The organism is Streptomyces sp. NPDC046870 (genome assembly GCF_040704595.1).
Taxonomy (GTDB): Bacteria; Actinomycetota; Actinomycetes; order Streptomycetales; family Streptomycetaceae; genus Streptomyces; species Streptomyces argyrophylli.
Map to the genome: position 1 here is coordinate 325,880 of NZ_JBEYXM010000001.1, position 13,533 is coordinate 339,412.

Genomic DNA, 13,533 nt, shown 5'->3' on the forward strand with positions numbered 1-13,533 from the left:
TCGAGATTTCAACAGACGATCGGCATGACGAACACAGGCTAGTCATGGTGGGTGGCGCGGGCAATGGGTCGGGAACGACCCCTGTGGTCACGGGCACCATGGACACCATGGATCTCGACTTCCAGCTGGTCCTCCTGCGCCGCATGGCCGACCACAACCCGGACCTCGTGGAGGACGCCCGGCGGCGGCTGGGTGCCTCGATCGCGGACATGCGGGAGGCCAACAAACGGTGGCAGGCCATGGTCCGCTCACGGCGGTCCCGGGGCGCGGCGGCCCGTTACCGCTCCGTCCTCGGCGAACCGGAGTCCGTGGTGCCCCGCCGGCTGGGCGACGTCGACTGCGAGGCCCGGCGGTGGGCCCTGCCGCTCTGGCCCGCCCTGCGCTTCGAGGTGCTCGTCGGGCCGGACGGCGGGGTCTGGAACGAGTGGCTGGTGCGGGCGCCGGACGCGCCGGCGCCGGAGCTGCGCACGCTGGAGGACCTGACCCCCTGGTCCTGCACGGTGGACGAGGCCGCCCGCGCCTTCGCCCCCGCCCGTCCGCTGGAGGGCACCGCCCCCACCCGGTGGGGGCTGGCCCTGACCGCCCCCGACCGCGACGGCGTACGGCGGCAGGTGGTCGCCGAGTTCACCTGGGGGCTGCTCCAGCGGACGGCCGTGCTCCCCTGAGCGCCGAGCGTGCGGGGTCAGGCGGTCGTCGGGGCAGGCGTGGCCGCCCCCTCGGCCGCCGCGAGGATCGCCCGCGCCACGCGCGGCAGCGAGTCCGGGTGCAGCCACAGGAACAAGTTCGGCTCCACCAGCTCCAGTTCCATCAGACGGGGCTCGCCGTCCTCGCCGTCCACCAGGTCCACGCGCGCGTACAGCAGCCCGTGCGCACCGGGCACGGCCGCCAACGCCTTCTCGGCTACGGCGAGTTCGGCCTCCGTGGGCTGCCAGCGCTCCAGATCGGGGTGGGCGACCTTGTCGGCGTCGTACGGGGTGCCGGGTGAGAGCACGGCACCCTTGCGGCTGGCGTGCAGCAGCCGCCCGCCGAAGAACTGCAGTGCCCGCTCACCGCGCACGTCGATGCCCGGCATGTACGGCTGCACCATCGCGGTGAAGCCCTCCGCGTGCATCCGCGCCAGGTGCCGTACCGCCGTGTCGTGCTCGGCGGGCGTGTAGCGGGCCGCGAACCGGGCGCCCGCGCCCGAGGTCGGCTTGATCACGAACTCGTGCCCGGCCGGCAGACCGGCCGGCTCGCCGGGGGCCAGGTAGCGGGTGGGGACGGTGGGCACGCCGGCCGCCGCCAGCTCCCCGAGGTACCGCTTGTCGGCGTTCCAGCGCACCACCGGGGCCGGGTTGGCCAGCCGGGTCAGCGCGCCGGCCCGGTCCACCCAGGCGGCGAACTCGGCGGCCCGCCAGCTGTAGTCCCAGGTGGAACGGATGACGACCAGGTCGTACCCGCCCCAGTCCACCGCCGGGTCGTCCCAGTGCCGGGCCTCCGCCTCGGCACCGGCGTCCGCGAGCGCCCGCACCAGCGCCGGCAGGTCCGTGTCCTTGCTCGGCCCGGCTCCGGGGTCGTAGGTGGCGAGGGCGATGCGGGGCACGGCGGACTCCTGTCGTACGCGGGTTCGACGGTCGGTGCGGCTGTGAGGCTAACAAGCGCCGCGGGAACCGGGACAGCCCTGTTGACCTTCCCCTTCGGTCAAGCCCCAGCATCGGTGGCGGACGACGAGAGGCGCGAGGTGCGCATGGAACTGCTGACCATCGGGACGTTCGCGAGGGCGAGCCGGCTGTCGCCGAAGGCGCTGCGCCTGTACGACGAGCTGGACCTGCTGCCGCCCGCCCGGGTCGACCCGGACACCGGTTACCGCTACTACGCCCTCGCCCAGCTGGAACGGGCCCGGCTCGTGGCCTGGCTGCGCCGCCTGGGCATGCCCCTGGCGAAGATCCGGGCGGTGTGCGCGCTGGACGCGGCGGACGCGGCCCGGGAGATCCGGGCGTACTGGGCGCGGGTGGAGGCGGAGACGGCCGTACGGCGGGACCTCGCCGCGTTCCTCGTCGAAGAGCTGACCGGCGAGTCGAGAGGGAGACACACCATGCTGGAACTGCGTTACGCGGCCCGTTCGGACCGCGGGCACGTCCGCCCGGCCAACCAGGACACGGTGTACGCGGGCCGCAGGCTGCTGGCCGTCGCCGACGGCTGCGGTCCGGCGGGGGCACCCGCGAGCCATGCCGCCGTGGCGGCCCTGAGGTTCCTGGACGAGGCGGAGGAACCGGCCGCCGGCGATGTGCTGAACCTGCTGGAGGAGGCGGTGCACGGGGCGAACGAGGCCGTGAAGGACCTCGCACGGGCCGGGGACGGGGACGGCGAGGAGAGCGGGACCACGCTGACCGCGCTGCTGTGGACGGGGTCGAAGCTGGCGCTCGTACACATCGGCGACTCACGGGCGTATCTGCTGCGGGACGGCGGGCTGTTCCGCATCACCCACGACCACAGCGTGGTCCAGTCGCTGATCGACGAGGGACGGCTGACGGAGGAGGAGGCCGAGAGCCATCCGCAGCGGGCCCTGCTGCTGAAGGCGCTGGGCGCCTCTGGCGCGCCGGCGGTGCCGGACCTGCGGGTGCGGGAGGCCCGGGACGGGGACCGGTACCTGGTGTGTTCGGACGGGCTGACCCGGGTCGTCCCCGACGCGCTGATCAGGGAGCTGCTGGCCGCCGGGTCCGACCCGGAGGCCGTCGCGGGGTCCCTGATCGCGGCGGCCAACGCGGCGGGCGGCCCCGACAACGTCAGCTGTGTCGTGGCCGATGTGGTGGCCGCGCGCCCGTCCGTCCCCGTCGGCTAGGACCGGCCGTATGGCACAGAACGGTACCGACGCGTACACCGGTGCGGACGGGCTGCCGCCGCTCGTGCGGCACGCCCTGGCCGCCGCCCGCGCGCACGGCTTCCCCTTCTCCTGCCGGCCCGAACAGGGCCGCCTGCTGCACGTGCTGGCGGGCGGCGCCCGGCTGCGGATCGGGGAGACCGGCACCGGTCTCGGCGTGGGCCTGGCCTGGCTCGCGTCGGGGGCCGCGCCCGGGGTGGGGCTGGTCAGCGTGGAGCGGGACCCGGAGCGGGCACGGCGCGCCGCCGAGGTCTTCGCCGGCCGCCGCGAGGTCGCCGTGCTGACCGGCGACTGGCGGCGGATCGAGGAGCACGGCCCCTTCGACCTGCTCGTCCTCGACGGGGGCGGGCAGGGCAAGGCGCCCGGGGACGCGCCCGCCGACGTGGAGGGGCTGCTGGCGCCCGGCGGCACGGTCGTCGTGGACGACTTCACGCCCGCGAGCGGATGGCCGCCGTCGCACGAGGGCCGGGTCGACCGGGCCCGGCTGCACTGGCTGGAGCATCCGGCGCTGCGGGCGGTCGAGTTGCGGCTCGCGGCCGACCTGAGCGCGGTCGTCGGGACGCGGGTCCTGGTGTAGGAAGGGTGCTGTCGTCCCCGGCAGTCGGCACCGCCCGACAGTAAGGAGTGCGCCGCGTGTCCTCCCTGTTTCCCGCTCTGACGGACGGTCCAGGTGAGCGCAGCGAGATGGGGGTCCCCCCGGACGAGGTCCGGGGGAGGGTCGCCCTGCGGTTCGGGCCACGGACGCTGACGTACGGCGCGCTGGCGGGCGCCGCGGGTGCCCTCGCCGCGCGGATCGAGGGCTCCGGCCGGGTCGCCGTGTGGGCTACCGCGGAGCTGGAGACCGCCGTCGCGGTGACCGGCGCGCTGCTCGCCGGGGTGGCGGCGGTGCCGCTCAACCCCAAGTCCGGCGAGAAGGAGCTGGCGCACATCCTGTCCGACAGCGCGCCGTCGCTGGTGCTCGCCGCGCCCGGCACGCAACTGCCGCCCGTGTTCGGCGGCTTGCCGCGGATCGACGTCGACGCCTCCGCCGCCGGTGCCGTCCCGGAGGAGCACGCCCGGGACGGCGACCCGGCGCTGATCGTCTACACCTCCGGCACCACCGGCCCGCCCAAGGGCGCGGTCCTCCCCCGCCGGGCCCTGGCCACCACCCTGGACGCGCTCGCCGACGCCTGGCGCTGGACCGGCGACGACGTGCTGGTGCACGGGCTGCCGCTGTTCCATGTGCACGGGCTGGTGCTGGGCGTGCTGGGGCCGCTGCGGCGCGGCGGCTCGGTGCGGCACCTGGGTCGGTTCTCCCCCGAGGGGGTGGCCCGGGAGCTCACCGCGGGCGCGACCATGGTGTTCGGGGTGCCGACGATGTACCACCGGATCGCGGAGGCGCTGCCCGGCGACCCGGAGCTGGCCAGGGCGCTCGCCGGGGCCCGGCTGCTGGTGTCGGGCTCGGCCGCGCTGCCGGTCCACGACCACGAGCGGATCGCGGCGGCGACCGGGCGCCGGGTGATCGAGCGGTACGGCATGACGGAGACGCTCATGAACACCGCCGTGCGGGCCGACGGGGAGGCCCGGCCCGGAACGGTCGGGGTGCCGCTGCCGGGCGTGGAGCTGCGGCTGGTGGAGGAGGACGGTACGGAGATCACCGCGTACGACGGGGAGAGCGTCGGGGAGATCCAGGTGCGCGGCCCGAACCTGTTCACCGAGTACCTGAACCGGCCCGACGCCACCGCCGCCGCGTTCACCGCCGACGGCTGGTTCCGCACCGGGGACATGGCCGTGCGCGAGAGCGACGGCTACGTCCGCATCGTCGGCCGCAAGGCCACCGACCTGATCAAGAGCGGCGGGTACAAGATCGGGGCCGGTGAGATCGAGAACGCGCTGCTGGAGCACCCGGGGGTGCGGGAGGCGGCGGTCACCGGGGAGCCGGACGCCGACCTGGGCGAGCGGATCGTGGCCTGGATCGTCCCGGCGGACGCGGCGAGTCCGCCGGGAGCCGGGGAGCTGGCGGACCACGTGGCCCGGCGGCTTGCCCCGCACAAGCGCCCCCGGGTCGTCCGCTACCTCCAGGCGCTGCCCCGCAACGACATGGGGAAGATCATGAAGCGGGCCCTGGCCGATGTCTGAGCGGCTCACGGCACGGGAGATACTGGCGCTGGTCGCGGACGCGGACAGTTTCCGTGAACTTCCAGCGCCGCCCCGGGAGTCACCGCAGGACGGTCCCCTCGGCTGGGAGGGTTACGACGCCTCCCGCGCCCGTGCCGCCGCCCGCACCGGCGAAGGGGAGTCGGTGGTCTGCGGCACCGCGCGCGTCGCGGGCACCCGGGCCGTCCTGATCGCCTTCGAGTTCGGTTTCCTGGGCGGCTCGCTGGGCGAGCGCACCGGGGACCGGCTGGAGGCGGCGTACACCCGTGCCCGCGCTCACCGGCTGCCCGTCGTGCCGTTGATCGCGACCGGGGGCAGCCGGATGCAGGAGGGCATGCTCGCGCTCACCCAGCTCCAGCGGGTGGCCCGGCAGTCCGCGCTCACCCGTGCGGCCGGTCTGCCGCAGATCGCGGTCCTGCGGGACCCGACGACCGGCGGCGGCTGGGCCACGCTCGGCGCGGGCGCGGACATCGTCCTCGCCCTCCCCGGCGCCCAGGTCGGCTTCGCCGGCTCCCGGGTCCGCCCGCCGGACGCCGACCCGGCCGCGTACACGGCGGAGTCCCAGCTCGCGGCGGGCTCGGCGGACGCGATCGTGGCGCCGGACGAGCTGAAGGGGGTGCTGGGGAGGTGGCTGCGGCTGCTGGCCGGGCGTGGGGCGGGGGTCACGCCGGCCGACCCCGCTGCGCCCGAGCCCGCGCCCGTGCCGGACGCGCTCGCGCCGGGTGGGCCGGCCGGGACCGGGTGGGAGGCCGTCGAGCGGGCCCGGGCCGCGGGACGGCCGCGGGCGCGGGCCTACCTGGACGCCTACTTCGACGACCGGCTGCCGGTCACCGGTGACCGGTGCGGGGGTACCGATCCCGGCGGCATGCTGTGCGGGTTCGGCGAGCGGGACGGCCGTACCGTGGCCTACGCGGCGCAGACCGGCACGGCGACCCGCCCCGCCGGGTACCGCACCGCCGCCCGGCTGATCCGGCTGGCGGACCGGCTCGGCGTCCCCGTGCTGACGCTGGTGGACACCCCGGGCGCCGCGAACGACGCGGAGGCCGAGCGGCAGGGCGTCGGCGCGGCCGTCGCCGAGGTGTTCGGCGCGGTGGCCGCCGCCCGGGTGCCGATCACCACTCTCGTCATCGGCGAGGGCGGCTCCGGCGGCGCCCTCGCGCTGGCCGCGCCCGGCAACACCTGGGCGACTCCGGACAGTTACTTCTCGGTGATCGCGCCGGAACTGGCGGCCGCCATCCTGAAGCGCCCGCCGGAGCAGGTCCGCTCGACCGCGGACCAGCTCCGGGTCCGTCCCCAGGACCTGGTGGAGCTGGGCGTGGTCCGGGGCATCGTCGGCACGTCCGCGCCCGGGAGCGTCACCGGACCGCCACGGCCCGAATGATCTCCTGCGTCACCGCTCCCCCCTTGTCGTCCCGGGCCGAGGCCCGCAGCGAGACGGAGGACGCGCCGCGCGGCACGGTCAGCGTGCCGCGCCAGGAGGTCTCCCGGCCGCTGCTCAGCGGCACCGTCCGCCAGGTCGTGCCGTCGTCGTACGACACCTCCAGCCGGCCGCCGCCGAGCCTGCCGGTGCCCTGGGCGTGCGCCACGTACGCGGCGCCGATCCCGACCGGTACCCGCTGCCCGCCGCGCACGGCACCGGCGAGGTCGGTGCCGAGGTCGTAGGCGAGGTTGATCAGCGGCAGGTACGTCCAGTGGTCCTCGGGGGTGGCCGCCGAGCGGAAGGTCCACTCGGTGTGGCCCCGGGTGGCGAGCGGCCACCGGCCGGCGTCGAGGGCGGTGTCGGTGACGACCTGGTAGGTGTGCTCGTCGGCGGGCGCGTCCCAGACGTAGGCGGCGGAGCCGGTGTTCTGCTCGACCAGGCCGCCGTCGAGCCGGACGGAGGTGGTCTGGCGCATTCCGCTGTCCTCGCTCCACACGTCGCCGAAGCCGGTGTGGTCGGGCCCGGAGTCGCCCCAGCCGGGCACGTTCAGCTGGATCCGGTTCCCGGCGCGCTGCTGGCCCCAGCCGAGTCCGGTGCCCAGCCAGGGGTGCCACACCGGCCGGAACCAGTGCAGCGCCGGCCGGGTGCCGCCGTCGTGGCGGACGAGCCCGCCGCGCTCCTCCAGCGCGCCGTCGCCGGCGGTGACGGACTCGTGCCACAGCTGGCCGGGGCCGGTGGAGACGTAGTCGGTGCGCTCGGCGGGCAGGGCGACGCGCTCCCGGAAGCCGAGGCCGATCGGGAAGGTGCCGGTGATCGAGTAGCGGAACTCGTCGCCGCTCTGCGGCCGTGGAGCGTGGAACGTGACGTGGACGGCGGCCAGTCGCCGGGCGCCGGGCGCGTACGTGAGGTCCCGGTCGGGGATGGCTCCGCGATGGCCCTCGGAGAGGTCGTACACGTACGGCGAGTCGGTGGTGCCGGTCATGTCCGCCCGGCCCGCCGCCCTGAGGCGCGCCGCGTCCGCCTGGTTCACGGTGGCGATCACCAGGGGCCGGTCGGCGTTGTCGTCGGTGCCCCACCAGGCCATCAGCCGGCCGGGCGCGTCGTCGGTGACGAACAGGGCCCGGGCGCCCGCGTCCTGCGCGGCCCGCGCGAGCGCGGCCGGGTCGGCGCCGGGGGCGAGGCGGGCGAGGACGGCCTTGCCGGACACCCCGGCGACGGGCCCGTCGCCGACGTCCACCAGCGGGAGCCGGGTGCGGCCCGCGGTGAGCGTGCCGCCCGGCTGGACGGTGGCCTCGCCGACTCCCTTGACCTCCAGCCGCGGCTTGGCCAGCCGCCACACGGTCCGGTACTCGAAGGTGCCCCGCGTGACCTTCGGGGTGGGCGCGGCGAAGACGCTGTCGTAGGTGAGGGGCACCTGGACCGCGCCGAACAGGTCGGCGCCGTTCGCCTTCCGGTCGTACTCCATGACGAGCTGGCGGGTCTCGGTGCGCCGGTCCACGTCCGCGCGGACCTCCCGCAGGGTGCGGCCGTCCAGGGTGATGTCGCGGTCCCGGTCGAGGGTGATCTCGGGGGCGGCGAGGAAGCCGAGGCCGAGGGAGTCGGCGCCGTGGCTGCCGGGCACGTCGAGGAAGGTGGCGAGGGAGTAGGTGCCGGGCTCCAGACGCAGCCGGAGCGTGCCGGAGTCGCCGACGCGGGCGGGTTCGGCGTCCGCGCCCTCGGCGAGCCGCTGCACGGTGAGGTCGGCGGCGGCGGGCGCCCCCGACCGGTCCTTGACGTGGACGGTGAGCGTGTACCGCTCCTCCTCCTTGACCAGCCCGAACACGGTGTGCGCGACCGTGTCGCCGGCCGGGCCGGTGGCCACGATCTGCCCGCTGGTGTCGCCGACCGGTGCCTTGGAGGCGTCGCCGGTGACGGTGGTGGAGGCCGTGCCGTGGGCGGGCACGGTGAGACGGTCGTCGGCGAGGCGGGCGACACCGTCCGGGGCGCCCCGCACCGACAGCCGCAACTCGGCCGGCGTACCGGTGGAGTTGGTGTAGGTGACGGTCCGGGTGACCGGCTCGTCCGTCTCGTACGGCCAGCGGTGGAAGCCGAGGTCGGCGCTGCCGGTGGCGGTCACCGTCGCGCGCACCGCGTCCGGCACGCTGACCCGGCCCGCGCCCAGGGTGTAGGCGGGGGCGTCGAGCTGTGCGGAGCTGGACATCAGCGCGTCCTTCAGCCGCGTGCCGGTCCAGTCCGGATGGCGCTCGGCGAGCAGTGCCGCGACCCCCGCGACCTGGGGGGTGGCCATCGACGTACCGCTCATGGAGGTGTAGGGGCCGGTGCCGCCGGTGAGCCCGGAGCGGGCGGCGAGGATGTCCACGCCGGGGGCGGCGAGGTCGGGTTTGAGGGCGTTGTCGCCGTACCGGGGTCCGGCGGAGCTGAACCAGGCGGCCTGGTCGGCGGAGTCGACGGCGCCGACGGTGAGGGCGGCGTCGGCGGCGCCCGGTGAGCCGATGGAGGACGGGGCGCCGGTGTTGCCGGCGGCGACGACGAACAGCGCGCCGGTCTCCTGCGAGAGGGTGTCCACCGCCCGCGCCATGGGGTCGGTGCCGTCGCTCGCCTCCGTGGAGCCCAGGCTCATGGAGACGATCCGGGCGTGCACGTCCCGTGCCGCCCACTCCATCCCGGCGATGATCTGGGACTCGCTGCCCGACCCCTGGTCACCGAGGACCTTGCCGACGGCGAGGATCGCGCCCGGCGCCACCCCCTTCTCCTTGCCGTCGGAGGCGGCGCCGCTGCCGCCGACGGTGGAGGTGACGTGGGTGCCGTGGCCGTTGCGGTCGGCGACGTCCTGGCCGTCGACGAAGCTCTTGGCGGCGCTCACCCGGTCCACGAGGTCGGGATGGCCGAGGTCGGCGCCGGTGTCCAGGACGGCGACGGTGACGCCCTTGCCGGTCAGCCCCGCGTCCCAGGCCGCCGCCGTGCCGATCTGGGCGTTGCTCTCGGCGAGTTCGGCCCGCACCCGCCCGTCGAGCCACACCTTGTCGATACCGGGCGTCCGGGTGAACGACCGCCAGAAGGCGCGCCCCCTGCCGGCCTCCACGGCGACGCCGCGCAGGCTGGGCAGCGCGCGGGTCCGCTCGGCGCCGGCCGGGGTCGCGGCCCGCACGTTCCTGCCGTAGGTGACGATCAGCGGCAGGGCGTCGGTCCCGGCGTCGGTGAGCCCCTGCCGGATCAGCCCGCTGACGTCGAACAGCCGCCGGTCCAGGGTGCCGGCCCGCAGATACGGCAGTGCCTCGTCCGGGACGACGGTGAGGCGGCCGTCGCCGCGCTGTGTCCGCACGGCTCCGGTGGCGCCCACGGGCCGGCGCACGGTGACGGTCTGTCTGCCGTGTCCGAGGTCGGTGACGGTCACCTTGTCGCCGGTGACGAGGGTGACGGTGGTGGTGCCGCTCACCCCGGGGCCCTGGGGAGGCGGCGCCGCGACCGCCGGGCCGGCCGGGAGCAGGGCGCTCACCAGCCCTGCGGCGAGCAGGGCGGCCCCGCGTCTGACTGGTCCTGTGCTCATCCACGCCTCTTCTCGTGTGTGCCGAGTGCGTCGCGTGCTGGGACGAGTGTGATGTGCCGCTTGTCGTACGGGAGTTGGCCGGTGCTGACGGAAAGGCGCCCTGGCGGGTTCTCGCCAGCCTCGGAACATGCCCCGCCCCGCGGCGCCGCGTGTGTGACTCCCGCTGCACCGTCCGTAACATGGGGTCGTCACTGGTCGGGTACGACGGGGGAGCGAGCGTCACCGTGGACGAATTGGTGGAGTTCAGGACCGAGGACGGCGCGCTCGTCGTGGTGGAGGGCGCCGCGGGCACCCGGTCGGGAGCCCGCCTCGTCTCGCGCGGCGACGGACCGGCGCAGGCCGCGCGCACCTTCGAGGGAGCGCTCGACGGCGTACGGGCGGCCGCCGCGTCCGCGCTGCGGGTCTTCCGGGACGGCAGCCTGTGCCCGGACGCTGTGGAGATCGAGTTCGGTGTGCGGCTGTCCGCCGAGGCCGGGGCCGTCATCGCGAAGGGGGCGGCGGAGGGCCATCTCGTCGTCAAGCTCAGCTGGTCCCCCGGGCAGGTGCCGGACCAGGCCGCCGCGGTACAGAACCCGCCCGCGCGGTCCGCGTCCGCGCGGCACGCGTCACCGCCGGCCCTGCCCGGCCAGGCCACGCCCGACCGGACCGTGCCCGGCCCGGAGTCCGCCGACCGGTGACGCGCGTTGCTGCCTGGCAGGCCCGGATCGCCTGCGGCGACGCGGTCGGGGCGGGGTTCCTGGTCACCGGCCGCCGGCTGCTCACCTGCGCCCACGTCGTCAGGCGGAGCGAGGCGGCGACGGTGACCGTCACCTTCCCGCACGCCAGGGAGCTGGGTGTGCTGTCCGCCTCGGTCGTCGCCCACGGCGGCTGGGCGGGCGAGGTCACCGACCCGGGAGATGTCGCCGTGCTCGAACTGGACCGTGACGTCCCGCTCGCCCCGGCCGGTTTCGCCCCGCCCGACGCCGCGTACACCGAGCCGTACCCGCGGCTGGTCGCGTACGGCTTCCCCGAGGGCTACGACGAGGGGACGCTCGCCGAGTGCCAGGCCGTCTCCGGCCAGTTGATCGCCGGGGAGTGGCTGGAGCTGGTGGCGTGGCAGGGGCACGGGCAGCCGCTCGTGGACGGGTTCAGCGGGGCGGCGGCGACGCTCCCGGACGGCAGGGTGGCGGGGATGATCACCGCGGCCGTGGGGTCGTCGCCGGACGTGCGCAAGGGCCGGATGCTGCCACCGGACGTGCTCGCCCGGTACTGGCCGGAGCTGGGCGAACTGGTGCCCTCGCCCGGTTCCGACGACGCCCGCCGGCGGCTGTACGCCCTGCTGCGCCGGGCCGTGGCCGCCGCCGGCCGGGTGGGCGACCCGAACCGGCTGTACGTGGACGCGGTGGGCGCCTTCGGGCCGCCGCTCCCCCCGGGCGGCTTCCCCTCGCTGTGGGCCGCCGCCGCCTACGTGCAGTGGGAGGTCCCCGATCCGCTGGCGGTGGGCAGGTTCGCCGACCGGCTGCTGGAACTGCTGGACGCGGAGACGGCGTTACAGGCCCCGGCGGCCCCGGACGGCCCGGCCCCGGCCGGCACGCCGGCGGCCCCCGCCTGGTCCCCGGTCGTCGTGGAGATCGATCACAGCGGCGCCGGTCCGGACCAGGTGACCGTGGAGGTGTCCGCGTACCGCGACGGGCGGCGCCGGCCGGTGGGCGCCCGCAGGCTGCCGCGCACCGGGGTGCGGGCCTACGTCCAGAGCCGCATCGACGAGGCCGTCGCCCACCTCGCCCCCGACGCGGACGAGCTGGTGACGTTCGTCCTGCCGCGCGAGTGGCTCAACGAGGCGGTGGCGCACTGGGAGTGCGGCGCGGACGACAGCACGCCGCTCGGCTGCGCGTACCCCCTCGTGGTGACCGACCGGGCGCGCCACCACAGCGGCCGGCTGCGCCACCAGCTGCGCAAGAAGTGGCAGAAGCTGGACTCCGGCGGCGGGGTCGAGGTGCACCGGGTCGAGTGCGGGACCCGGGAGCGGCCGCCGAGCCTGCGCAAACGGCTCTGGGACGGCGACGCCGGGGTGGCGGGTTACGCGGCCCCGCCCGCGGCGGCCCGGCAGCACTTCGAGGTCGGTCTCACCGTGCCCGTCCCGGTCCTGCTGTGGCCGCGCACCGGTTCCCCCTGCCCCGCGCACGAGGACACGCCCTGCCCCCGCACCGGGTCCGCCGCTCCCGCCGGTTCCGGCGCCGCCCTGGAGGATCCGCCGCGCGCGGACGCCGCCCCCGCGGATCCGCCCTGCCCCGGCACCGCCTTCCTCGACCGGCTCGCCGCCTCGGTCGCCGGTGTGCCGCCCGCCGAACTGCCGCGCCACGTTCTGTCGTTGCGGCTGACCGCGGACGCCGCCGACGAGCCGGAGCTGCACTGGGCGAGAGACCTCCAGCTGCTCTGGGACGACCCGCGCTGCTTCCCCGGGACCACCGCGAGCCTGCACTCGCCCGTCGCCTGACCCACCGCCCGACCGACCGCCCCCCACGGAGAAGAAGAGCCCATGCCCCTGTGGCCCGTCTACACCGGTACGAACGCGCCGCACGACGGCATCGCCGAGCTGCCCCCGCCGCCGCCCTGGCGGGACTTCGACGGCGGGCCGGCGCTCCCGGCGCCGGACGCGTCCGCCGACGCCTCCGCCGTCTCCCCCGACCGCACGCACCGCGCCGAGACGTACCAGGCCACCTCGGAGACGGTCCAGCTGGTCAACGCGGCCCTGTACCTGCGCCGCCCGCTGCTGGTCACCGGCCCGCCCGGCACCGGCAAGTCCTCGCTCGTGTACGCGGTCGCCCGTGAGCTGCGGCTCGGCCCGGTGCTGCGCTGGAACATCACCAGCCGCAGCACGCTCCACGACGGCCTCTACCAGTACGACCCGCTCTCGCGGCTGTACGCGGCCCGGCAGGAGGCCGCCCGGCAGGACGGGGCCGGGGGCGCGGACGACCGGTCGGGCATCGAGCACCATCTGCGCCTGGGCCCGCTCGGCACCGCCCTCCTGCCGTACGCCCGGCCGCGCGCGCTGCTCATCGACGAGATCGACAAGAGCGACCTCGACCTGCCCAACGACCTGCTGAACGTGCTGGAGGAGGGCCAGTACGAGATCCCCGAACTGGTGCGGGCCGCGCGGCACGCGCCGGACGGCGTCGCCGAGGTGCTGGCCGACGGCACCGACGAGCGGGTCCCGGTGGCCCGCGGACGGGTCCGCTGCCGGGCCTTCCCCTTCGTCGTCCTCACCAGCAACGGCGAGCGTGAGTTCCCGCCCGCCTTCCTGCGCCGCTGCGTCACCCTGCACCTGCGGCAGCCCGACGACCGGCAGCTCGCCGAGATCGTCCGCGCCCACCTGGGCGAACCCGACACCCAGGCGCGCATCCTGATCGACCGGTTCCTGTCCCGCGCGGGCACCGGCGACCTGGCCACGGACCAGCTCCTCAACGCGATCTACCTGGCCCGCTCCGCCGACCTGGACGCCGATTCCCTCGACCGGCTGGCCGAACAGCTGATGCCGTACCTGGGGCAGACCGCGCCGTCCGACGTCTTCTGACGGCTCCCGACGACTCC

Annotated in this window: 10 protein-coding genes; 8 read left to right on the forward strand and 2 right to left on the reverse strand. The window is 75.9% G+C overall.

Going from position 1 to position 13,533, the window contains the following annotated elements; translation table 11 throughout:
* Positions 1–107 precede the first annotated feature (107 nt).
* Positions 108–665 carry a hypothetical protein gene (locus AB0946_RS01510; RefSeq protein WP_366758619.1) on the forward strand — a complete coding sequence of 186 codons (558 nt, stop codon included), beginning with the start codon at positions 108–110 and terminating at the stop codon, positions 663–665.
* A 17-nt stretch (positions 666–682) separates the two neighbouring features.
* On the opposite strand, the gene AB0946_RS01515 is transcribed toward AB0946_RS01510, so the two are convergent.
* Positions 683–1,582: a hypothetical protein gene (locus AB0946_RS01515; RefSeq protein ID WP_366758620.1), complete on the reverse strand. Its 900-nt coding sequence runs from the start codon at positions 1,580–1,582 to the stop codon at positions 683–685.
* A 144-nt stretch (positions 1,583–1,726) separates the two neighbouring features.
* Here AB0946_RS01515 and AB0946_RS01520 point away from each other — a divergent pair, with 144 nt between their 5' ends.
* The 4 genes from AB0946_RS01520 to AB0946_RS01535 are packed head-to-tail and all read left to right on the forward strand — an operon-like array spanning position 1,727 to position 6,377.
* Positions 1,727–2,821 carry a MerR family transcriptional regulator gene (locus AB0946_RS01520; RefSeq protein WP_366758621.1) on the forward strand — a complete coding sequence of 365 codons (1,095 nt, stop codon included), beginning with the start codon at positions 1,727–1,729 and terminating at the stop codon, positions 2,819–2,821.
* Positions 2,822–2,831: 10 nt separating this feature from the next.
* Entirely contained in the window at positions 2,832–3,437 is a 606-nt protein-coding gene (locus AB0946_RS01525) for a class I SAM-dependent methyltransferase (RefSeq protein WP_366758622.1), read from the forward strand.
* Positions 3,438–3,493: 56 nt separating this feature from the next.
* On the forward strand, positions 3,494–4,978 hold the full coding sequence (locus AB0946_RS01530; RefSeq protein WP_366758623.1) for an acyl-CoA synthetase: 1,485 nt from the start codon (positions 3,494–3,496) through the stop codon (positions 4,976–4,978).
* Positions 4,971–6,377 carry a carboxyl transferase domain-containing protein gene (locus AB0946_RS01535; RefSeq protein WP_366758624.1) on the forward strand — a complete coding sequence of 469 codons (1,407 nt, stop codon included), beginning with the start codon at positions 4,971–4,973 and terminating at the stop codon, positions 6,375–6,377. The genes AB0946_RS01530 and AB0946_RS01535 overlap by 8 nt, the downstream gene beginning before the upstream one ends.
* On the opposite strand, the gene AB0946_RS01540 is transcribed toward AB0946_RS01535, so the two are convergent.
* Entirely contained in the window at positions 6,352–9,963 is a 3,612-nt protein-coding gene (locus AB0946_RS01540; RefSeq protein ID WP_366758625.1) for a S8 family serine peptidase, read from the reverse strand. The two genes, AB0946_RS01535 and AB0946_RS01540, sit on opposite strands and share 26 nt — an antisense overlap.
* A gap of 179 nt (positions 9,964–10,142) precedes the next feature.
* Between AB0946_RS01540 and AB0946_RS01545 the strand changes: the two genes are divergently transcribed.
* The 3 genes from AB0946_RS01545 to AB0946_RS01555 are packed head-to-tail and all read left to right on the forward strand — an operon-like array spanning position 10,143 to position 13,516.
* Entirely contained in the window at positions 10,143–10,640 is a 498-nt protein-coding gene (locus AB0946_RS01545) for a CU044_2847 family protein (RefSeq protein ID WP_366758626.1), read from the forward strand.
* A complete protein-coding gene (locus AB0946_RS01550; protein WP_366758627.1) occupies positions 10,637–12,439 on the forward strand; it encodes a trypsin-like peptidase domain-containing protein in 1,803 nt (600 codons plus the stop codon). The genes AB0946_RS01545 and AB0946_RS01550 overlap by 4 nt, the downstream gene beginning before the upstream one ends.
* A gap of 42 nt (positions 12,440–12,481) precedes the next feature.
* Complete coding sequence (locus tag AB0946_RS01555; RefSeq protein WP_366758628.1) at positions 12,482–13,516, forward strand: MoxR family ATPase; 1,035 nt, start codon at positions 12,482–12,484, stop codon at positions 13,514–13,516.
* The last annotated feature ends 17 nt before the right edge of the window (positions 13,517–13,533 follow it).

What these genes read in the sequence shown, in the direction of transcription:
- AB0946_RS01510 (WP_366758619.1), top strand. Translation starts at nt 108, where the DNA reads ATGGATCTCGACTTCCAGCTGGTCCTCCTGCGCCGCATGGCCGACCAC.
- AB0946_RS01520 (WP_366758621.1), top strand. Translation starts at nt 1,727, where the DNA reads ATGGAACTGCTGACCATCGGGACGTTCGCGAGGGCGAGCCGGCTGTCG.
- AB0946_RS01525 (WP_366758622.1), top strand. Translation starts at nt 2,832, where the DNA reads ATGGCACAGAACGGTACCGACGCGTACACCGGTGCGGACGGGCTGCCG.
- AB0946_RS01535 (WP_366758624.1), top strand. Translation starts at nt 4,971, where the DNA reads ATGTCTGAGCGGCTCACGGCACGGGAGATACTGGCGCTGGTCGCGGAC.
- AB0946_RS01540 (WP_366758625.1), bottom strand. Translation starts at nt 9,963, where the DNA reads ATGAGCACAGGACCAGTCAGACGCGGGGCCGCCCTGCTCGCCGCAGGG.
- AB0946_RS01545 (WP_366758626.1), top strand. Translation starts at nt 10,143, where the DNA reads ATGGGGTCGTCACTGGTCGGGTACGACGGGGGAGCGAGCGTCACCGTG.
- AB0946_RS01555 (WP_366758628.1), top strand. Translation starts at nt 12,482, where the DNA reads ATGCCCCTGTGGCCCGTCTACACCGGTACGAACGCGCCGCACGACGGC.